Origin of the sequence: Halalkalicoccus sp. CG83 (assembly GCF_037081715.1) — an archaeon.
GTDB classification, from domain to species: domain Archaea; phylum Halobacteriota; class Halobacteria; order Halobacteriales; family Halalkalicoccaceae; genus Halalkalicoccus; species Halalkalicoccus ordinarius.
This window is the reverse complement of the sequence record NZ_JAZDDH010000001.1, coordinates 226,446-246,505: the sequence shown is the minus strand read 5'-3', so window position 1 is coordinate 246,505 and position 20,060 is coordinate 226,446. Positions and strand designations below refer to the sequence as shown.

Genomic DNA, 20,060 nt, shown 5'->3' with positions numbered 1-20,060 from the left:
ACGACGTCACCCCATCGCTGGATTGATCCCGGCAGCCGTGGTCGAAGACGTATCGAAGCATGGACGAGGAAGGGGACGTTCGCGGGGCGGTCGAGACGCGGTTGGCCGTCGGCGACGTCGCCGTCGACGCTCGCGACGTCGAACTGCTGCGCACGATCGACGAACACGGCTCGATCCACGCCGCGGCGGAGGCGCTCGAGCGGTCGTACGCCCACGCCCAGCGCCGCGTCGTCGAACTGGAGGAGGCGACCAGCCCGCTGGTCGAACGCCGACGCGGCGGCTCGGGCGGCGGCGGCAGCACGCTCACGGACGACGCGCGCGAGCTTATCGCCCGGTTCGAGCGCCTCGAGACGGCGGCCGACGGGCTGACCGCCACCGAGGAGACGGTCCTGTCGGGGCGGGTCATCGAGCGCGACGGCGAACTCGGAACGGTGGAGTGCGGACCGGGACGGGTGCGCGCGCTCGTTCCCCCCGCCGGGGATGCAGTCGAGGTGGCGATCCGGTCGGACGCGATCACGCTCACCGCGCCGGAGGACGCGCCGTCCGCTGAGGAGACGAGCGCGCGAAACCGCTTTTCGGGCACGGTCGAGGAGGTCGACGCGGGCGAAGCGGTCGCCCGCGTCGGGGTCGACGTCGGCGCGGAGACGCCGGTCGTGGCGCTGGTCACGCTCGCGAGCGTCCGGAGCCTCGGACTCGAACCCGGCCGCGAGGTGGTCGCGTCGTTCAAGGCGACGGCGACGCGGGCGACGCCGCGGGACCTCGACACTCATTAATCCGGAACCCGAAGCGCCAGCATGAACGACGAGAACTCGCGCGAGCTGTACGACCGGGCGCTCTCGGTGCTGCCGGGCGGGGTCAACTCCTCGGTGCGGGCGATCCGTCCCTACCCCTTCTTCATCGAGCGCGGCGACGGCGCGCACGTGATCGACGCCGACGGCAACCGACTGATCGACTACGTGATGGGCTACGGGCCGCTGTTATACGGTCACGACCTGCCCGAGCTCGTCCGGGCGACGATCCAGTCGCACGCCAGCGACGGCCCGATGTACGGCGCGCCCACGGAGGTCGAGGTCGAGCTCGCGGAGTTCGTCTGCCGGCACGTTCCCAGCGTCGAGATGATCCGCTTCGTCAACAGCGGGACCGAGGCGACCGTTTCGGCCGTTCGTCTCGCGCGCGGCCACACGGGCCGGGAGAAGATCGTGGTCATGCAGGGGGGATATCACGGCGCCCAGGAGTCGACGCTCGTCGAGGGCGGGCCCGGAGGCGCCCATCCCAGCAGCCCCGGCATCCCCGAGAGCTTCGCGGAACACACCATCCCCGTCCCGTTCAACGACGAGGAGACGATCGAGCGCGTCTTCGAGGAGCGCGGCGAGGAGATCGCCGCCGTCCTGACCGAGCCGATGCTCGGCAACACCGGGATCGTCCACCCCGTCGACGACTACCTGGAGCGGCTCCGCGAACTGACGGACGAACACGGCGCGCTACTGGTGTTCGACGAGGTGATCACCGGCTTTCGCGTCGGCGGCCTCCAGTGTGCCCAGGGGAAGTTCGGCGTCACGCCCGACGTGACGACGTTCGGCAAGATCGTCGGTGGCGGGTTCCCGGTCGGCGCGATCGGCGGCCGGACGGAGGTGATCGAGGAGTTCACTCCCTCGGGAGACGTCTTCCAGTCGGGGACGTTCTCGGGTCACCCGGTGACGATGGCCGCCGGCCTCGAGAGCCTGCGCTACGCCGCCGAGAACGACGTCTACGAACACGTCAACGAACTCGGCGAGCGTCTCCGATCGGGCCTCCGGGAGATCTGCGAGGAGCGCGCGCCGAGCTACACCGTCGCCGGTACCGACAGCACGTTCAAGGTGATCTTCACCCGCGACGGCCCTACCCAGAGCGCCTCGTGCGGATCGGGCTGTCGGCAGGACCCCGACTGCGCCCGGTTCGAGCATTGCCCGAAGACCGGCGCGGACGTCGCCCGCGCCGAGACCGATCGCTGGGAGCGGCTGTTCTGGCCGGCGATGCGCGAGGAGGGCGTCTTCCTCACCGCGAACCAGTTCGAGTCCCAGTTCGTGAGCTACGCCCACACCGAGGAGGACATAGAGGAGACGCTCGCCGCCTACGAGGCCACGCTGTAGCGTGTACCGGCGGACGCCGTGGCTCAGGACGCTCGAGGGGCTGCTGTTTCTGGTGCCGCTCGTCCTCGGGGTCGGGATCGCGGGCGTCCTCCAGCGTCATCCGGACCCCCGGGTAGGCCGGACGATGGTGCTGTTGGCGAGCGCGGGCGGGCTGCTCGTCCGCGTCGGCGTTCCGATCTGTCTGTTCCTCGATGCGGGGACGATCCGGGGAGGGGACGGCGGGTGGCGACCCGATCGTACGCCGTACGTGCTCGTGGGGCTCGCGTTCTCGGCGCAGATCGCCGGGGTGGTCTACCTCTACCGGCGTCACCGCCGCGTCCCCGTCGAGGAATCCGAGGGGCGGTGGTGGCTCGTCGTCACCGCCTCGTTCGCGGGGATGCTCGTCGGTATCCCGATCGCACTGGTGAGCCTCTCGTTCGCCCTGCCCGCGCCGGTGGCCGCCCTGCCGGCGCTGGTCGGGGTGGTCGCGATCGGGCTGTTGCCGCCCGCGATCTACCGGGACGCCGTCCACGTTCGTAGCCACCGGCCGGGCGGTCGCTGGCGGCCGAACCCCGGGCTGTACCTGGGGCTGGCCCTGGCGGGAGTCACACTCCCGATTCTATCGCCGTTCGTGGCCGGTTACTACCTCTATCGCCGGCAACTGCGCCCGTCTCGGTCGCGGTTTCGTCGGGTTACTGATAAAAGGGTTGCAGGGGCAGGCGCGGCCGCGAAGACGATTCCCGGTGTATTCGGGGGCGCAATGGCTCAATTCAGTGACGACGACGAAGGCAAGACCGTAGTCAACGCGGACGGCGAGGAGGTCGGCATCATCGCCGCCGTCGAGCACGGAACCGCACACGTGGATCCCGACCCGGGCGTCACGGACAAGATCATGTCCACGCTCGGCTGGAGCGACCGCGACGAGGACACCTACCCGCTCCAGGAGGAGTCGGTCGAGGCGATCACCGACGACGAGGTCCGCCTCGCGTCGACGGCCGGCACCGGCACGGATACCGGCACCACCGGCGCCGGTGGTGCCGGAAGCGGCGCCGGATCGGCCAACGTCGGTGACGATTCGGGCCTCACGGACGACGACGACGGCATCATCGGTGACGACAACGACGATACCATCGGAAGCAACGATGACTCCACGATCGGGAGCGACGACGACACCATCGGCAGCGATGACGACGGTATCATCGGTGACGACGACGATTCGACCATCGGCAGCGACGACGATGACGGCATCATCGGTGATGACGACGACACCATCGGCAGCGACAACGACGACGATCTGATCGGCGACGACGACGACACCATCGGTGACGACGACTCGGTCATCGGCGATGACGATACGGTCGGCGACGACGAGCCGGTCATCGGCGATGACGACGAGGACGACCGAAACACCGGTCTGTAGGCCGGCGCCGCTTCCAGCCTTCGTTGTTTTTTTGGAGACGCCGCGACCAGCGTCGGCGCCGTGGTCCCCTCGAGGAGTTCCCGGAGGACCGCCGCCGTCGGTTCGTGACCGGCAGTATATGTGTCTCGGGGGCCGAGTGCCGATCATGTCCACGCGATCGGCGCCGATCCGCCTCGCGACGCGCGGCTCGGCGCTCGCGCTCGTCCAGGCGCGGTCGGTACAGCGGTCCCTGAGGGGACGTCGTCACGACGTCGAGCTCGTCGAGGTCGAGACGACCGGCGACCAGGTGCGCGACGAGCTCATCCATCGCCTCGGGAAGACCGGGGCGTTCGTCCGGAGCCTCGACGAACGGGTACTCGACGGCAGGGTCGAGGGTGCGGTCCACTCGATGAAGGACATGCCCACCGAGACCCCCGACGAACTGATCGTCGCCGCGGTCCCCCAGCGCGCACGCGCCGGCGACCTGCTGGTCACGCCCGACGGCGCGGAGCTCGACGAGCTGCCGGCGGGTGCGATCGTCGGCACCGGCAGTCTGCGCCGCCAGGCCCAGCTGCTCGCGAAACGCCCCGATCTCGAGGTCGAGCCGCTCCGGGGCAACGTCGACACCCGCGTCGAGAAGCTGCTCGCAGGCGGTCTCCAGGCCGAACACGAGAAACGGGTGGCCGCCGAGGAGGAACGAAGGGGGAACGCCGACGACCCCGACTTCGAACCCGAGTACGAGCGGCGACCGGAGGAATGGATCGAGGAGCTCTCGGAGCTCGAACGAAGGGCGCTTGAGCGCGACGTCGAGACGAACTACGACGCGATCGTGCTCGCTGCGGCGGGCCTCGAGCGCTCGAACCTGCTCGAGGCGGTCCCGACGCAGCCGCTCCCGATCGGCGAGTTCGTCCCCGCGGCGGGCCAGGGCGCCATCGCGGTGACGATGCTCGACAGCGATCTCGCGGAGTCGGTCCACGACGCCGTCGACCACCCGCGGACGCGCGTCGAGACGACCGTCGAGCGGACGATCCTCGCGACGCTCGGCGGCGGCTGCGTCGCGCCGATCGGCATCCACGCGCTGATCCAGGGCGAGCACGTCCGCACGCGCGTGCAGGTGCTCTCGCGCGACGGCGAGCACACCATCTCGGTGAACCGCGACCTCCCCGTCGAGCGCCACGCGGAGGCCGCCCGCGAGCTCGCGGCGGAGCTCGCCGACCGGGGCGCAGACGAGCTGATCGAGGAGGCCAAACGCGAGGCCGACGAGGAGGAGACGGCCGCCGATCGGAGCGACGAGGCCGAGGGCGAGGACGAAGGATGACCGCCAGGGTCCACCTCGTCGGCAGCGGCCCCGGCGATCCCGAGCTGTTGACCGTGAAGGCCCGCCGGCTGATCGACGAGGCCGACGTCGTGCTCCACGACAAGCTGCCCGGCCCGGAGATCATCGAGTCGATCCCCGAGCGAAAACGCGAGGACGTCGGCAAGCGCGCCGGCGGCGAGCGAACCAGCCAGGAGGAGATCAACGACCGGCTGGTCGAACTCGCCCGCGAGGGGAAACGAGTGGTCCGGCTGAAGGGCGGCGATCCCTTCGTCTTCGGGCGCGGCGGCGAGGAGCTGGAGCACCTCCGCGGTCGGGGTATCGACGTCGAGGTCGTCCCCGGCGTGACGTCGGCGCTCGCCGCCCCCGCGGTCTTCGGGATTCCGGCGACCCACCGCGATCACGCCTCGAGCGTCTCGCTGGTGACGGGCCACGAGGACCCCACGAAGGAGGAGTCGGCGGTCGACTGGGAGGCGCTCGCGGCCACGGGGGGAACGATCGTCGTGCTGATGGGCGTCGGCAAGCTGCCCGAGTACACGACGGCGCTTCGGGAGGCCGGCATGGACCCCGAAACGCCCGTCGCGCTGATCGAGAAGGGAACCTGGCCGGAGGGGCGCGCCGTCAGAGGAACGCTGGAGACGATCGTCTCGGTCCGCGACGAGGCCGGGATCGAGCCGCCCGCCGTGACGGTGATCGGCGGAGTCGCCGGACTGGGAGGGCGATCGTGAGCCGAGAGGTCCGCGTCGCGGTGTTCCGTCCCGGCGACGAACGGATCGATGAGGCGATCGAGCTACTGGATTCGCTCGGCGCGACGCCGGTCCCGGACCCGATGCTCGCGATCGAACCCACCGGCACGGCTCCGCGGATCGACGCCGACTTCACCCTCTTGACGAGCAAGACGGGGGTGGAGCTCGCCGACCGAGCGGGCTGGGAGCCCGGCGACTCGACGGTATGTGCCATCGGCGAGCGGACGGCGCGGGCGCTCCGGGAGGCGGGCTACGCGGTCGACCTCGTCCCCGAGGAGTTCTCCTCGAGGGGGCTGGTCTCGGCGCTGAGAGGCGAGATCGACGGGAGGCGCGTCGAGGTCGCGCGATCGGACCACGGCAGCCGGGTGCTCACCGACGGGCTGAACGCCGCCGGTGCGTACGTCCACGAGACGGTGCTCTACGAACTCGTGAGACCGCCGGGGTCGGGCGAGTCCGCCGAGCGGGCCGCGGCCGGCGAGCTCGAAGGGGCGCTGTTCACCTCGTCACTGACGGTCGAGCACTTCCTCGACGCCGCCGCCGAGCGCGGTGTGCGCGAGGAGGCGATCGCCGGGCTCGCCGACGCGGTGGTGGGCGCGATCGGCGAGCCGACCCGCGAGACCGCCGAACGCGAGGGGATCGAGGTCGATCTCGTACCGGAAACGGCGAGCTTCGAGGAGCTGGCCTGTGCGGTCGTCGAGAGCGCGGCACCGAGCTACCGCGACTGACCCTCGGCGGTGAAGCGGATCGTCCGCGCGCCCGGATCGATCGTCATCGGCGCGCCCATCGGAAGGGGAAGGACCGGCGCGGCGTGCCCGAAGTCGAGGTCGAAGACGACGGGGAGGTCGGCGTACTCATCGACCGTGGCCGCGATGGTTCGTTGCTGGCGGCGACGGTAGGCGGTGCGATCCTCCATCGAGTCGCCGGGCGTCTCCGGCTTGCCGACGACGAGTCCGCGGAGCGCCTCGAGGATGCCCCGCTCGCCGAGCGCCCGGACGAACCGTTCGACCATCGCCGCCTGGGGCGTCTCGCCGGAGGTCTCGATCGCGAGGACGCAGCCCTCACAGGCCGCACGTGAGAAGTAGGTAGCGTCGAGCAGCAGCTGGGTCTCGAGCATGGCGAGACAGCCGCCGATCACGGGCGCGGTGAACGGCTCGCGGCCGGCGGCGGCGTGCCAGCGCCAGCCTTCGCTCTCGAACCAGGCTCGGGAGAGGTCGCTCTCGAGGTCGTAGTACTCGTCGGTCCACTCGTCGGCGGGCTCGACCGGACCGAACGGCGCCTCGCGGAACGCCCGCGTGACGTGCTCGCGGGTGTAGTCATGCATCGTCGGGTCCGCGACGAGGTCGGGGAACAGCTGTGCGCCGTAGAACGAGACCAGCCCCGCGTCGTTGAGGTAGAGGTGGAGGTGGGTGTTGTCGCTCGCGCCGTAGAACCGCGTGGGATTCGCGGCGAGCACCTCGCCGTCGAGATGCGGGAGCACCTGTAGCTCGCCGTTGCCGCCCATCGCGGCGATCACGCCGTCGATATCGGGGTCCTCGAACGCCCGCTGGACGTCCTCGGCGCGCGCCTCGGGGTTCGCGCGCAGCCACTCGGTGGTGCGGGTCGCGGTGTCGCATACCTCCACGGAGAGATCGAACGAGCGAAGCCGCTCGATCCCTCGCGAGAGCGCGCCTCGCGGGGGAGCGTGCGAGGGCGCGACGACCGCGACCGTGTCGCCGCGTTCGACCGGGGGTGGATAGATGGCGTCCATAGAGGAGACGAACGGCGGGTCTCGCTTTTCGGTTTCGTTACCGCTCGACGAGTTCCGGATCGGAGTCGGTAAACGGACCGATCCGACGAAACGGCACCGAAGGAACCGATCGCGAGGGTCGCCGACCTCGCGACCCGAAGGTGGTGTGGAGCCGACCAACAGCTTCGCGAGGATCGTAGCTATCGGACCCGGGCGCATCCGTGCTGAAGGAACGGGCAGACCGGTCCGCTAGTTTAAATCCGACGCCGACCCAAACGACGGTGAATGGATCCCCCGGTACCGGAGCTCGCGGATCGTGCAGCCGCGTGCGCCGATCGGCTGCGCACCGCTGATGAAGTGTTGGTGGCCTCCCACATCGACGCTGACGGACTGACGAGCGCCGGAATCGCCGCGACGGCCCTCGAGCGTGCCGGGATTCCCTACGAGGCGACGTTCGCGAAACAGCTCGACGGCGAGGAGCTCGAACGGATCGCCGCCGCTTCGCCGGACGTCGTCCTCTTCACGGACTTCGGCAGCGGCCAGCTCGACGCGATCGCCGAATACGAGGAGAAGGGTGCGTTCACGCCCGTGATCTGCGATCACCACCAGCCCGCGGAGGCCGAGACGGCGTTCCACTGCAACCCCTTGCTCGAGGGACTGAACGGCGCCTCGGAGCTCTCCGGCGCGGGGACGAGCTACCTCCTCGCACGGGCGTTGGAGGGAGACGGAACGGACAACCGCGATCTGGCGGCGCTCGCGGTCGTCGGCGCGGTCGGCGACATGCAGGCGAGCGACGGCGAACTGGCGGGGGCGAACGCCGCGATCGTCGAGGAAGGCGTCGCCAGGGGCGTGCTCGATACCAGTCCGGATCTGACGCTGTACGGCACCCAGACCCGGCCGCTTCCCAAACTGCTGGAGTACGCGAGCGACGTCGCAATCCCGGGCATCTCGAACGACGCGAACGGCGCGGTCCGCTTTCTCGACGGACTCGACCTCGACCCCCGAAACGGTGGCGAGTGGCGGTGTTGGGCAGAGCTCGCCGACGAGGAGAAGCGGACCGTCGCGAGCGCGCTCGTCCAGCGGGCGGTCTCGCGGGGCGTCCCCGCGGACCGAATCGACGCGTTGATCGGGACGACCTACACGCTGTGTCGCGAGGAGCCCGGAACGGAGCTCCGGGACGCGAGCGAGTTCTCCACGCTACTCAACGCGACCGCTCGCTACGACCGGGCCGACGTCGGGTTGGCGATCTGCTTGGGCGATCGCAGCGACGCGCTCGAGGAGGCGCGGCGCCTGCTTCGGAGCCACCGGCACAACCTCTCGGAGGGGCTCCGGTGGGTGAAGGAGACCGGCGTCGAAAGCGAGGCGAACGTCCAGTGGTTCGACGCGGGCGATCGCATTCCCGAGACGATCGTCGGCATCGTCGCGGGTATGGCGGCCGGCTCCGACGGGATCGACCGCGGGAAACCGATCGTCGCCTTCGCCGAGAAGAACGCGGACGACGCGAAGGTCTCCGCGCGCGGTACTCACGCGCTCGTTCGCCGGGGACTAAACCTCTCGGTGGTGATGGGGACGGCCGCCAGCGCGGTCGGCGGCGAGGGCGGCGGTCACGACGTCGCCGCGGGTGCGACGGTCCCCAAGGCCGCTCGTGAGGAGTTCATCGATCAGGTCGATCGGATCGTCGGCGACCAGCTGGGATAGCTCCTCGAGGGCGAGACTGATGTCATCACGGGAACGATCGATACCATGACACGGTTCGAGACGACGTCGTTGACGGCGGTACACTGGGTCGCGATCGGACTCGCCGCGCTGAGCGGGCTGATCCACCTGCTGTTGGCCGTCATCGTTTCCGCGACGATGCTACGGGTAAGCTTCCTCCTCGCCGGCATCGGATTTCTCGGTGCGACGTTCCTCGTTCTGGTGAACTACCGCCGTCGCCTGCTCTATCTCGTCGGAATCCCGTTCGTGGGCGTCCAGATCGTCCTCTGGTATCTCGTCGTCGAGCCGACGATCGCCACCCTGCATGCGCTCGACGCCGTAGACAAGCTCGCACAGACGCTCCTGATCGTTCTCCTGCCCTACCTCTATCTGACGGATCGCTGATTCCATGCGAAAGCAGGCGGACGTCTACGCGAGATCCGACCATGGGTTCGATCGTGTAGCAGACCGAGTTCATCGAGACGATACGCGAGCGTGCGGATCTCGACTCGAGCGAGGAGGCAGAGACCGTCACGATCGCGACCCTCCACGCGCTCGGCATCCGGGTCTCGAAGGGACGGTTCGAAGACGTCGCGGAGCAGCTCCCCGACGAGTACGACCGGCCGTTCTGATCGCGGGGGTCATCGCCCAGGCCTCCGAACGCCTCGGCTGCGGGATGCCGAAGAAGGGGTTTCTGCGACCATCAGCTCTCAAGGGAGCCGGACTCTCAGCGGTTGCCTCGAAAACCGATAGACGTCGGGTTCGTCGAGGCGACCTTCTCGACCTAGGTAATCCTCAGTCTGGTGAGATCGACATCGAATCGTCCTACGTCCGTCGACGAGCATCGACGAGCCGATCTCCCTGCGGATACGGTCAGTAGTTCCGAAAGTCAGGATCTGTGCAGAAGATAAATACACAATTCAATCATACGATACTATGAGCGAACAATATCCAGTTGGCGGACGGCGGATACGGCAGATCGAAAAAGGCGAACAGTACATCCCTCGGGAACACAGTGAAATAGTGGTGGGATATATCGACCTCAATATCACAACGCTAACTGAAAATGCAGGATTCAACGGAACGCCGACTGTCCAGTGGAGAGCAGTGTCTGCTGATGGGGGTAGCGATGTCGTTAGCGGAGAAACACCGTATCACGAATTTTTTGAGGCGGTCAGAGCGGGGCGAATAGTTAAAACATATCATAACCCGCTGGTTGCATATATTGTTCTAAGTTGGGCCGAGCCTGCCAGTAATTCTTGTGGATGGCATCTGCTACCTTCTTGAAAAACATTCCAAGGCTGTCTTTTCCCGTTTCTAAGAAATCTATATAACTACTGCCACCCACCTTTTTGTTTATCATTACGTATTCACCTAGAACACAGACTACATCTGCATACATCTCCTTATCATCTTGATCACTATAATAATCGCGGAAATTCTGCTTGAACGTTTCTTTGCTCGGTCCTTCGTACGCAAACACGCACGAGAATATACTGTCAGGAACTTCTCCGGCCGAGAATAAAGGATAAATATCGCGCTCAAGCTGCTTAATGGAGTCAACCTTCGACAGTGAGTCCTCTAATTGAGACGAGAGATCCGTTTTTACCTCTATGTGCGCCATAACGCCTGCACTGAGGAAGTGTTTTGATAAGCCATATTCTAAAACGGGTAGTTGTTCGTCGTAGATCACCACGTCCGCCTGTTTGCTGATTCCTCCTGCTGAATCAATAATCTCACCATCACCAAAAACGAAATTCTCAGGATATACATTTTCCAAAAAGTTTGCCATAAAGTGTTCTCTGGCCCTTCCTGCTGTAGTATTATGATCGAAACCCGATGTCCGTTCGTATTCGCTCTGAAGTATGTTCGAGGTGTTGCGGAAATACTCGTCAAATTTCGACATGGTACGGCATGGTGTAGTGGTAGCAAAAACCCTGTGAAAGGGAAACACATCAACGTCGAAGTTAATCTGCCTTCAAGAGGAGTATGTTGATTATCTATTCAGTATCGGCATCGTGCGTCTCTTCAGGCGCATGTTGTTCGATATATATTTCAAGGAGATCGCATCCGCATTGACATCCCAAATCAGGATGATCCCGTCACTGAGATTGGTTAATCCGATTGGATACCGTATACTTCCAAACCGGTTATCACTTTGTCGATGTCATCTTCTGTTAGGTTAAATTGATCCAAATGTTGATTTAAATCACTACGTACTACGTCCCTTAATTTCATCGCTAGAGTTCCTAGTCCTATTAAAGCATTACCGTCGATATTTACCCTGAGAGAATGTAATTTATCTAACCTTTTTGCTGCTGATAAATGTTGATTGCTTGAATTGAATTTACAAGTTATTAATTCCATCTCGTCTGCCTGTCCTAATAGATCAATTCCAGCATCGTTTATCTTCTCAGATCCTTCATAGAGGAATGCTTCAAAATAATGATCCTCATACTCTTCATAGTTTGCTACTTCTAAGAGAGTAAGAACTTCCCAGGCTGCTGGACATTCTATGACATCTGCGTAGTTCTCATAAAGATCATGCACTACTTCAGCAAAATCATCCTCACTCAAATATGCTGGCCCATAATGAGCTAATGCATTCAGTTCAGTGTGGATTCTCATTCGTTCCATGTCATCATCTAGATCAATAGGGTAAGGCAGTTGCCCGTTACAACACCGAAACGAAATAACTGCGATCTTTTGATCGTCCGTTAAATCATCCAATATTGAACGCAACCGTGCCCCTTTTTGGTGCTTGTCCTCTGAGAGTTTTGACCTAATCTCTAGTCTCATTGATATTAGAAGTTTGCTCAAGAGTCATTCCGAACTCTTCCATAAGCACCCCTTGTATAGGGGGGAGATTCATCTGATCTAGATATGTTGAAATAGCGTGATCCGCATAAGTTCGCAGGTACCCTTTTGCAAATTCCTCAATTGCAGTATCTTCTTCGTCAGACTCCTCTTCAAGATCCAAGGCCCATTTCATATCTATATTAAATAAATCCGTTCTCTTAGCGATTCGGAAAAAATAGATCTTGTTTCCGTTAGAGGTTTCCTTGATATTGGTTCGCTCAAATTCATCCATTCCTCCCTCTATGGTCACTACTTCACTGTCAGAATCTATTCGTTCCATTTCAGCAGATTTTAACCAAGTTTGCATTTATGTGTTTTATCCGTATTTGATTTCTTGCTGATTATTTCTATCTGATTCGCGGAACACCCTCATATCTCGTGTTCTATGGGTACCCATTCTTATACGCTCATGATTCTCATTGCTAATATAATGTATTGGTTGTATGATATCTTCAAAGACAGGGTCTAAAAGATCTCCTATATCTCGTGTGTTGTTTATGTCACTAAGCTTTGATAAATATTCTCGGTAATTGTTTTCGACAATGGACCGAAATTCTGATTCTACTTCATCTGATTCTTTTGGCATCGTAACCTGAAGCTGTCTTTTAAATTGATTGAGGAGACTAATGGTAGATAAGTACCAGACATACATCTCATCTCCTTGTAGATGATACTGTTCAGTCTTATGATGTTCACGTAGGAAAAATCGTTTTAGCCGCTTATAGACTTCTTCCGTATCAGAGTTGTTGAGTCTAGTATCCTGCGTCAAGATGTCATATGTTATATTGATTATCCGGTGTACTTCTCGGTCAGGGTCGAGCCTCCCTTCTCTTTTAATCGAATCTAATAATGATTCCTCTGAGGACCCAAACAAATCCTCAGAAAACCCAGAGAGGGATTCTCGGCTCATAGTTGGTGGATAGGGTTCCACCACCAAATGTCTTTAGTGTTTATACATCTTTCGGCTCAGTGATAGAATACTAGAATTAGAGAGGACAATCTTACCGGATTCTATATTAAATCCATAGTATAAGAAGGAAACAAAATAGACGTGTATTTCAATCAGTCCGAATCCAAATAGCCCGCTTAGGTTCTGGTTTCTTCTTCCTGATCCGTCCCTCGTCGGCTAACTTCTCAAGATAATTGTAAACAGTCCGTCGTGGAGCCCCAAGCATATTTGCAAGTTCGCCTGTCGTGTATGGTTCTAAGGGCTCCATTACATTGAAAACATCCTCTACGGTGATCCCATGCTCTGACTCGAACCGTCCCTGCTCATTTCGATTCGCATTGGGCATCTATTCTAACTACAGTCTGTAGGTACATAGTAGATGACTTAGCGCTTCCCCTAGTAGACTGCAAACCTTGCAACCTTGCCGTACAAGGAACCGGTATCTTTACACTCCTCGCTCTACAAAACACGGTAGGGAGAGGCCCAACTGATCGACATTCTGCAGTAGAATGTCCGGGTGCTGAGACACCCGAACTGGGCTTCCTCTCGGAAGAACGGAGCTGATTTCCCATGTCCAATAGGAGTTACAGCTCCAACAGAAAGTTGGAGATAAGTGCGGTTAAACGTAGCGCTAGCTCAACATTCCATCGATTCACTGCTGTTAGGGGGATGTATCGTCGTGAGTGACCGCCCTGCGCAACGCTCACGGCTAGAGAAACAGGCTGCTAAGACCATTGAAGCGGACACAGAAGCAGTCGAACTCGTTAGTCAACTTGACTTTGGCTACCTTAAGAACAACGACCGATACGCAAACTGGCACGCCTCAACGCCACTGGTGCCAATGGTACGTGCGCAATTCCTGAGAAAGTTGGAAGACTATAGCATAAGCGACCTTCAGCGCCACCTCGAACACCATTCAGATGATGCTGAAGCCCTCGGTTTCGATAACGTGCCTGCGCGGACGACGTTTGGACGTACATGGCGCGAACGCTTTGATGACAACCTGAAGCACACCATCGAATTCAACGCCAAGCGCATCCGTGAACTGGCCCATGAACGTGGTAGCTCGATCGGACTACAGGCAATAGAGCCCGAGGATAAACGTGGCGTCTCTAATCGAACTGAAGATCGCTTTATCGCCGATAAATCGAAGGATGTAACTGAGGAAATGCAGCGGTTGGTATTTCCGGCATTCAAATTCGATCGCGCTGACAACGCGAAATACGAGACCGATGCGTTCTGTGAATTGCAGAGTCATATGGGCCTGTCGGGATCAGCAGCAGAGTCAGGTACCGACCTCTTTGCTGACGACACGCCCCGCGAGACGAGTGCGCCCGATGGAGATACACATCTCTATAACATCAAACGGCTCGGTCCTGACGCAATTCAGAACATGATAGACGAAGGTATCAGTCGGATGGTTCACAAAGCGAAACATCACTTCGAATTCAGCCGCCCAGCAGAGGTAGCGATCGATATGACCTATATCGCCTACTACGGCGACAGAGACGAGTTAGAGATGGTTATGGGCGCACCCAGTACGAAGTCGTACGACTGGTGCTACAAGTTCGCTACACTGACGGTAGTTGGCGAGAACGTGAAGTTCACGCTCGCCATGCGCCCAGTCAAGAAGGGCGATACAATCGGCGAGATTGTACGGGATTTGTTCTGGCAAGCGCGCGAGCACGTCAGTATCAGTATGGTCTATGCTGATAGGGAGTTCTGTGCTACTGACGCGATTCGCGCCTTCGAAGAAGCCGGTGTAAACTACGTTATCCCCTCGCCGAAAAACACGCGCGTCAAACGAGAGATCGACCGAATGCAACAGGACATCGAAGTGAAGCAAGGGTACGCCATTCGTGGTGCCGTACTTGGCGGTGCGACGAATGAGCGGGTCGAGACGAACCTTGTACTCTTGCCGTCCTCTAAGGACGAATCGAAGACTGTCGCGTTCATCACGAACAAGGACGTGAACGACGAGATCAGGTCGGATCGACGCGAGACAAAGGGGTTGATCGGTCGCTACAGTCGTCGGTGGGGTATCGAGAACAGCTACAAGACGATCAAGGACTTTCTCGCCTGGACCACCTCAAAGGACTTCAGCGTTCGAGTGTTCTACTTCGGCTTTGCCGTACTGCTCTACAATATGTGGCTGCTCGTTGACCTGCTGGTGCAGGTGAGTCTCGACATAGAGCACCGCTATAAGCCGCGTGTGACGGCCAAGCGGTTCTTGAATCTAGTACGGAAGCAACTCGCCGGTATCGGATAGGACCACGTAGAAGCGGTGTTCGCCCCTTCAGTAGTGCTAACTATAGCCCGATTTCTCGTTAGCCACGTTATTGCATATCAGGTAGCATCGTGTAATGAATCACATGCAATTCTCCGGTTTTTCGTAGCCTGAGACGCCGATATAGCTCACAAAATTCAGACAGCTACGTGCTCCAAGAAGCCATATTCGGAACTACTGTACGGTCGTTTCGTATCGTCGTCTCTGGTTTATCAGGGTGGATACGAGCGAGTTCGGGTCGAGAGGGATCGGTACCTGAATCACGGCGGTACGGGGGGAGGCAGGTTCGAGGACGGGAAATCGATCGAAAGCGGACATCCGGAGGCGCGCTGCACCCGAAGCGTTCCCGGGAGGTCGTAGGGGTCGAATCGAGACGGGAGTCGTTGGGAGTGTCGACCAGCGGTCGTACGCGTCGTCAGATGTCGATTCGGAGGAAGCGTCGAAAGAGGAGAATCCTCGTTCCTGGATCCGAACGGGACCGCTACCGTGGCTGGATGAATCGTATGCTGAGATATCGAATCGGAGGTGACGATCGGATCAACCCGCTTTTTACTCGCGCCGGACGATGGCTCGTATGGCCGAGTTCGACCCCGAGAAGTTCGAGGACAAGTACGCGAACTACTTCAACGAGCTCCAGCGGGCGTACAAGAACGCCTTCGAGCACATGAACGAGCGCTACGACTCGGAACTGATCCACGCGATTGACCAACAGGTGCTCAACGAGAGCGAGCCCCAGTACGAGAACGGGGCGTTCTCCGTCGATCTCCCCGAGAACCCGTACGATCGCCTCCAGGGCGTGATCGTCGAGGAGGACCGGTTCGAGGAGATACTCGGCGTCTACGTCGAACGGATCGAGTCGGAGCTTCACCGGGTGTTCGACGTCGACCGGTAGCGGATCAGGGGTAACCAAAGGTCTATGAGCGCCGACACCCTATCCCGGTTCATGAGCACTGACACCGAATCCGAGACCCAGGACGGGGACGACCTCGAGGAGCGAATCAGCAACTTCCTGCGGCGCAACTTCCCGCAGATCCAGATGCACGGCGGCAGCGCCGCCATCCAGAACATCGACCGCGAGACCGGCGAGGTCTCGATCCAGCTCGGCGGGGCCTGCAGCGGCTGTGGCATCTCGCCGATGACGATCCAGGCGATCAAGAGCCGGATGGTCAAGGAGATCCCCGAGATCAACCAGGTCCACGCCGAGACCGGGATGGACGGCATGGGCGGCGGAAGCGGCGGCATGAGTCCGTCGTTCCCCGGCGAATCCAGCGATGATGACGGCGGCAGCAGCGACGAAGGCCCGCAGGCACCGTTCTAGTCCGGTTCACACACGTTTTTTAGCGGCAATGACGAACGAGTAGTTACGACACCCATCACCGGAAATATCGCGACTACGGCAACGGTAGCAGCCGATGGACGCCACGAAGGCCGTCTCCGGTTCCGGCGACTGATGCCGATCAACGGCCGTTGTGATCGCCGTATCCACCGTCTCGACCACTACGGCCGCGCTCCCAGGCCCGAATCAACCGGCGGAGGTGGCGGTTCGTCGGCGCGTCGATCCCGCGCTCCGTCGCGTGTCGAACGACCGCGCCGTTGATCGCGCCGACCTCGGTCCGCCTCCCTGCCTCGACGTCCTGAAGCATCGACGACCGGTTTTCCCCGGTAGCGTCTATCACCGACTCCAGCGCCGCGAGCGCTTCGCGATCCGTCAGCCGAACACCTTCGGCGCGGGCGACGCGGGCGGTCTCGCGCGTCGCTCCGCAGGCGGTCTCCCGGGCGGGTCCATCGGCAAGCGCGCCGTTTCGCACCCGTGCGAGCGCCGTCACGGGGTTGATCCCGGCGTTGATCGCGAGCTTCTCCCAGAGCCGGCGGGGGGCGTCCTCGACCGCGGTCGCGTTCACGTCCGCGGCCCGAAACGCCGCGGCGAGACGCTCGGCCAAGGGCGATTCGCCGCCATCGGACGGTCCGATCGTGATCTCGCCCTGGCCGGTGCACGCCACGTGGCCGGGCGGACGCAGTCGAGCGCCGTAGGTCACGGTGCCCGCGAGCACGCGATCGAGTCGCTCGGCGAGGACTCGTTCGTTACCGAGGCCGTTCTGGAGCGAGAGGACGGCGTCGAACGAACCGGTCGCGAGCGTCCGTGCCGCCTCCGGCGTATCGAAGCTCTTGACGGTCACGACCGCGAGATCGCCGGCGAGACCGACCCCATCGGTCGTCGCCCTCGGGTGGACACGAAACTCGTACTCCCCCGACACCCTCAGGCCCTCCTCGTGAACCGCGCTCACGTGCGGATCACGACCGACGAGGATGACGTCGTGTTCGCGCGCGAGCAGCCCGCCGATCAGGCTTCCCAGACTACCCGCGCCGAAGACGACGATCTCCATTCAGTCCTCGGTCCAGTACATCAGCGCCTCCTTGGATTCCCCGCAGTTGGGGCACTCCTCGGGCAGACCGTCCTCAATGCGGCCCATCTCGCCACACTCCATGCAGCGCCACATCAGATGGGCCTCGCCGAACTCCGCACCCGAGCGGGCGTGCTCGACGCTCATCGCCTCGTAGCCATCGCGCATCGTCACGTAGAAGCCCGCGTTGTCGAACCCACGGATCTTTCCCAGTCGGTTGCCGTCCGAATCGAAGACCGGCTCTCCCATGTCGAGACGTTCGATCTCGTCGTCGCTCACGTTGTCCGGCGTTTCCCCGCTATCTCCAACCATGGTGAGGGTTCGGCGTCCACCCACAAAACGCTACGGTGGTACCGAATCGGGACGGTCATCCGTACTCCGTGGTTCGGTCAGTCCTCGGTCCAGTACATCAGCGCCTCGCGCGACTCGCTGCAGTTCGGACATCTCTCGGGCAGACCGTCCTCGATGCGGCCCATCTCCCCGCATTCCATGCAACGCCACATGAGTTCGGCCTCGCCGAACTCGCCGTTCGAGCGGGCGTGCTCGACGCTCATCGCCTCGTAGCCATCGCGCATCGTCACGTAGAACCCGCCGGGGTCGAACCCGCGGACCTTTCCTAAACGGGTGCCGTCCGAATCGAAGACCGGCTTCCCGAACCCGATCCGGGTGATCTCCTCGTCAGTGACCTCGCTCGCCATCCCGTCAGTGTTCACTGCCATACGTACGTATTGACCGTCTGAGAGCTTAACCAGCGCGTCGATCGGAGAAACGCCGGGCTCCGTTGACGCCGCACAGGGGTCTCGGTCCGGATGCAACGTTTAATAACGACCCCTCGAATTCTGCGTTGAATGGCGGCACTCGACGCCCGGCGACGGCTCCGACCGACCGACCCCGAAACGGCGGTGTTCGTCTCGGGCGTCGCCAGCATGGGACTCGAGATCCTGGCGGGTCGCATCGTCGCCCCCCAGTTCGGAAGCAGCATCTACACCTGGGGGACGATCATCGGCGTCTTCCTCGCGGCGCTGAGCCTCGGGTACCACCGCGGAGGGAAACGCGCGGCCTCGCGCGCCTCGAACCGACGGATGGTCCGGCTCCTGCTCGGGACGGCGGCGTACGTGGCGGTGCTGATCTTCGCGCGCGACCTGCTGTTGCAGCTGACGGTCGCGATCCCGCTGCCGAGCCGGTTCGCGTCGCTGCCGGCGGTGGTGCTGCTGTTCGGGCCGCCGACGTACCTGCTCGGGTTCATCAGTCCCTACGCGGCCGAGCTCTCGGAGAAGGAGGGGCTCGGCCGGGCGTCGGGCCACGTCTACGCGCTCGGCACGATCGGGAGCATCATCGGCGCCTTCGCGACGACCTACTTCCTCATCCCCTGGCTGAGCGTCGAGCTGATCGGGCTGGTGTTCGGTCTCCTGCTGGTGGGCACCTCGCTCGCGATCGAACTCCCCTCGATCTCGCGGGACTCTGCGCTCGCCATCGGCGGCGTCGCGCTGTTGCTCGTCGCGGCCGTCGCCAGCGGATCGGCAGGGGTCGCCGCCGAGGGCCGGATCGTCTACGAGACCCAGACGCCGTATCAGGAGCTACGGGTCGTCGACCTCGGCGACACGCGAACGCTCTACCTCGACGGTCAGCGCCACAGCGCGATGGACCTCGACGACCCGGATCGTCACGTCTTCGACTACACGCGCTACTTCCACCTGCCGTATCTCATGGCCGACGATCCCGACGAGATCGACCGCGTGCTGTTCGTCGGCGGCGGCGGGTTCACCGGGCCGAAACAGTTCGAGCGGGAGTACGACGCGACCGTCGACGTCGTCGAGATCGACCCCGAGGTGATCGACGTCGGCGAGGAGTACTTCGGGGTCGAGGAGTCCGACCAGCTGAACGTCTACAACGCCGACGGCCGGGAGTTCCTCCGGGAGACCGACCGCACGTACGACCTGATCGTCCTCGACGCCTACAAGAAGGACAAGGTGCCGTTCCAGCTGACGACGGTGGAGTTCATGCAGCTCGCGAACGACCGGCTCTCCGAGGACGGCATCCTGCTTGCGAACCTCATCTCCGCGCCGAGCGGCCCCGCCTCGGAGTTCTACCGCGCGGAGTACAAGACGATGAACCAGGTCTTCCCGCAGGTCTACAGCTTCCCCACCTCGGGAACGGGGGCGATCCAGAACATCGAGGTGGTCGCGACCAAGGACGACGACCGCCTCACGCGGGCGGAGCTACGCGAGCGAAACGAGCGACGCGACGTCGGAATCGACCTGAACGAGGAAGTCGGGACCTACCGGGCGCCGCCGGAGACCGACGACGTCCCGGTACTCCGGGACGACCGCGCGCCCGTCGACAGCCTCCTCGATCCGATGGTCGGCCAGCGGTACGTCATCGAGGAGTCCGAGAGGGAGGCGAACGGGAACGAGACGACCCGGGCGACCCGTCCGGAGACGGCGTACGCGGAGCCACGTCTCGCCGCCGGTTGATCGGATCGGTGACCGATTCGCCGCGTCCGATTCCTCGTTCCGCGACGTCGCGTCCGTCACCGTCCGATCGCACCCGTGAGTGTCCCGACGGCGGTCACGG

At 62.2% G+C, this 20,060-nt stretch carries 22 protein-coding genes; 13 read left to right on the top strand and 9 right to left on the bottom strand.

Features of this window, described 5'->3' with window-relative positions; translation table 11 throughout:
• The first annotated feature begins 59 nt into the window (after window positions 1-59).
• From V0Z78_RS01180 to V0Z78_RS01155, 6 genes are all read left to right on the top strand, one after another.
• The gene (locus V0Z78_RS01180; protein ID WP_336342787.1) at window positions 60-773 is read left to right on the top strand and encodes a TOBE domain-containing protein; all 714 of its coding nucleotides are present in this window, start codon (window positions 60-62) and stop codon (window positions 771-773) included.
• A 21-nt stretch (window positions 774-794) separates the two neighbouring features.
• Window positions 795-2,129 (top strand): glutamate-1-semialdehyde 2,1-aminomutase, encoded by a 1,335-nt coding sequence (gene hemL / locus V0Z78_RS01175; protein WP_336342786.1) that lies wholly within the window; start codon window positions 795-797, stop codon window positions 2,127-2,129.
• 1 nt (window position 2,130) lies between these two features.
• Window positions 2,131-3,528, top strand: a complete 1,398-nt coding sequence (locus tag V0Z78_RS01170) for a hypothetical protein (RefSeq protein WP_336342785.1) — start codon at window positions 2,131-2,133, stop codon at window positions 3,526-3,528.
• A 145-nt stretch (window positions 3,529-3,673) separates the two neighbouring features.
• Complete coding sequence (hemC, locus tag V0Z78_RS01165; protein ID WP_336342784.1) at window positions 3,674-4,825, top strand: hydroxymethylbilane synthase; 1,152 nt, start codon at window positions 3,674-3,676, stop codon at window positions 4,823-4,825.
• Complete coding sequence (gene cobA / locus V0Z78_RS01160; RefSeq protein WP_336342783.1) at window positions 4,822-5,550, top strand: uroporphyrinogen-III C-methyltransferase; 729 nt, start codon at window positions 4,822-4,824, stop codon at window positions 5,548-5,550. Before hemC ends, cobA begins: the two co-directional genes overlap by 4 nt.
• Window positions 5,547-6,293 (top strand): uroporphyrinogen-III synthase, encoded by a 747-nt coding sequence (locus V0Z78_RS01155; RefSeq protein WP_336342782.1) that lies wholly within the window; start codon window positions 5,547-5,549, stop codon window positions 6,291-6,293. The genes cobA and V0Z78_RS01155 overlap by 4 nt, the downstream gene beginning before the upstream one ends.
• Here the strand turns inward: V0Z78_RS01155 and V0Z78_RS01150 are convergent.
• A complete protein-coding gene (locus V0Z78_RS01150) occupies window positions 6,281-7,315 on the bottom strand; it encodes a S66 peptidase family protein (RefSeq protein WP_336342781.1) in 1,035 nt (344 codons plus the stop codon). The genes V0Z78_RS01155 and V0Z78_RS01150 overlap by 13 nt on opposite strands.
• 264 nt (window positions 7,316-7,579) lie before the next feature.
• Here V0Z78_RS01150 and V0Z78_RS01145 point away from each other — a divergent pair, with 264 nt between their 5' ends.
• The 3 genes from V0Z78_RS01145 (at window position 7,580) to V0Z78_RS18935 (ending at window position 9,621) form a co-directional block, all read left to right on the top strand.
• On the top strand, window positions 7,580-8,992 hold the full coding sequence (locus V0Z78_RS01145; RefSeq protein WP_336342780.1) for a DHH family phosphoesterase: 1,413 nt from the start codon (window positions 7,580-7,582) through the stop codon (window positions 8,990-8,992).
• Between the two features lie 45 nt (window positions 8,993-9,037).
• Window positions 9,038-9,394 carry a DUF7475 family protein gene (locus tag V0Z78_RS01140; protein WP_336342779.1) on the top strand — a complete coding sequence of 119 codons (357 nt, stop codon included), beginning with the start codon at window positions 9,038-9,040 and terminating at the stop codon, window positions 9,392-9,394.
• 71 nt (window positions 9,395-9,465) lie between these two features.
• Window positions 9,466-9,621, top strand: a complete 156-nt coding sequence (locus V0Z78_RS18935) for a DUF2267 domain-containing protein (protein WP_409338713.1) — start codon at window positions 9,466-9,468, stop codon at window positions 9,619-9,621.
• Window positions 9,622-10,181: 560 nt separating this feature from the next.
• Here the strand turns inward: V0Z78_RS18935 and V0Z78_RS01135 are convergent.
• The 5 genes from V0Z78_RS01135 to V0Z78_RS01115 all read right to left on the bottom strand — a co-directional run bounded on the left by V0Z78_RS01135 (window position 10,182) and on the right by V0Z78_RS01115 (window position 13,023).
• Window positions 10,182-10,895, bottom strand: coding sequence for a DUF6602 domain-containing protein (locus tag V0Z78_RS01135; protein ID WP_336342778.1), 714 nt, complete (start codon window positions 10,893-10,895; stop codon window positions 10,182-10,184).
• Window positions 10,896-11,104: 209 nt separating this feature from the next.
• A complete protein-coding gene (locus V0Z78_RS01130) occupies window positions 11,105-11,617 on the bottom strand; it encodes a hypothetical protein (protein ID WP_336342777.1) in 513 nt (170 codons plus the stop codon).
• Between the two features lie 154 nt (window positions 11,618-11,771).
• Complete coding sequence (locus V0Z78_RS01125; protein ID WP_336342776.1) at window positions 11,772-12,128, bottom strand: hypothetical protein; 357 nt, start codon at window positions 12,126-12,128, stop codon at window positions 11,772-11,774.
• A 36-nt stretch (window positions 12,129-12,164) separates the two neighbouring features.
• Entirely contained in the window at window positions 12,165-12,758 is a 594-nt protein-coding gene (locus tag V0Z78_RS01120; RefSeq protein ID WP_336342775.1) for a hypothetical protein, read from the bottom strand.
• Between the two features lie 148 nt (window positions 12,759-12,906).
• Window positions 12,907-13,023, bottom strand: a complete 117-nt coding sequence (locus tag V0Z78_RS01115) for a hypothetical protein (RefSeq protein ID WP_409338712.1) — start codon at window positions 13,021-13,023, stop codon at window positions 12,907-12,909.
• 453 nt (window positions 13,024-13,476) lie between these two features.
• On the opposite strand from V0Z78_RS01115, the gene V0Z78_RS01110 reads away from it, so the two are divergent.
• The 3 genes from V0Z78_RS01110 (at window position 13,477) to V0Z78_RS01100 (ending at window position 16,402) form a co-directional block, all read left to right on the top strand.
• Complete coding sequence (locus V0Z78_RS01110; RefSeq protein WP_336342774.1) at window positions 13,477-15,066, top strand: transposase; 1,590 nt, start codon at window positions 13,477-13,479, stop codon at window positions 15,064-15,066.
• Between the two features lie 592 nt (window positions 15,067-15,658).
• Window positions 15,659-15,976 (top strand): DUF5783 family protein, encoded by a 318-nt coding sequence (locus V0Z78_RS01105; RefSeq protein WP_336342773.1) that lies wholly within the window; start codon window positions 15,659-15,661, stop codon window positions 15,974-15,976.
• 51 nt (window positions 15,977-16,027) lie between these two features.
• The gene (locus tag V0Z78_RS01100) at window positions 16,028-16,402 is read left to right on the top strand and encodes a NifU family protein (protein WP_336342772.1); all 375 of its coding nucleotides are present in this window, start codon (window positions 16,028-16,030) and stop codon (window positions 16,400-16,402) included.
• A gap of 139 nt (window positions 16,403-16,541) precedes the next feature.
• Here V0Z78_RS01100 and V0Z78_RS01095 read toward each other — a convergent pair whose 3' ends face one another.
• The 3 genes from V0Z78_RS01095 to V0Z78_RS01085 all read right to left on the bottom strand — a co-directional run bounded on the left by V0Z78_RS01095 (window position 16,542) and on the right by V0Z78_RS01085 (window position 18,184).
• The gene (locus V0Z78_RS01095; protein WP_336342771.1) at window positions 16,542-17,468 is read right to left on the bottom strand and encodes a ketopantoate reductase family protein; all 927 of its coding nucleotides are present in this window, start codon (window positions 17,466-17,468) and stop codon (window positions 16,542-16,544) included.
• Window positions 17,469-17,798 carry a DUF7130 family rubredoxin-like protein gene (locus tag V0Z78_RS01090; protein WP_409338659.1) on the bottom strand — a complete coding sequence of 110 codons (330 nt, stop codon included), beginning with the start codon at window positions 17,796-17,798 and terminating at the stop codon, window positions 17,469-17,471.
• A gap of 77 nt (window positions 17,799-17,875) precedes the next feature.
• Entirely contained in the window at window positions 17,876-18,184 is a 309-nt protein-coding gene (locus V0Z78_RS01085) for a DUF7130 family rubredoxin-like protein (protein ID WP_336345152.1), read from the bottom strand.
• A 150-nt stretch (window positions 18,185-18,334) separates the two neighbouring features.
• On the opposite strand from V0Z78_RS01085, the gene V0Z78_RS01080 reads away from it, so the two are divergent.
• Window positions 18,335-19,960 (top strand): spermidine synthase, encoded by a 1,626-nt coding sequence (locus V0Z78_RS01080; RefSeq protein WP_336342770.1) that lies wholly within the window; start codon window positions 18,335-18,337, stop codon window positions 19,958-19,960.
• Window positions 19,961-20,060 lie beyond the last annotated feature (100 nt).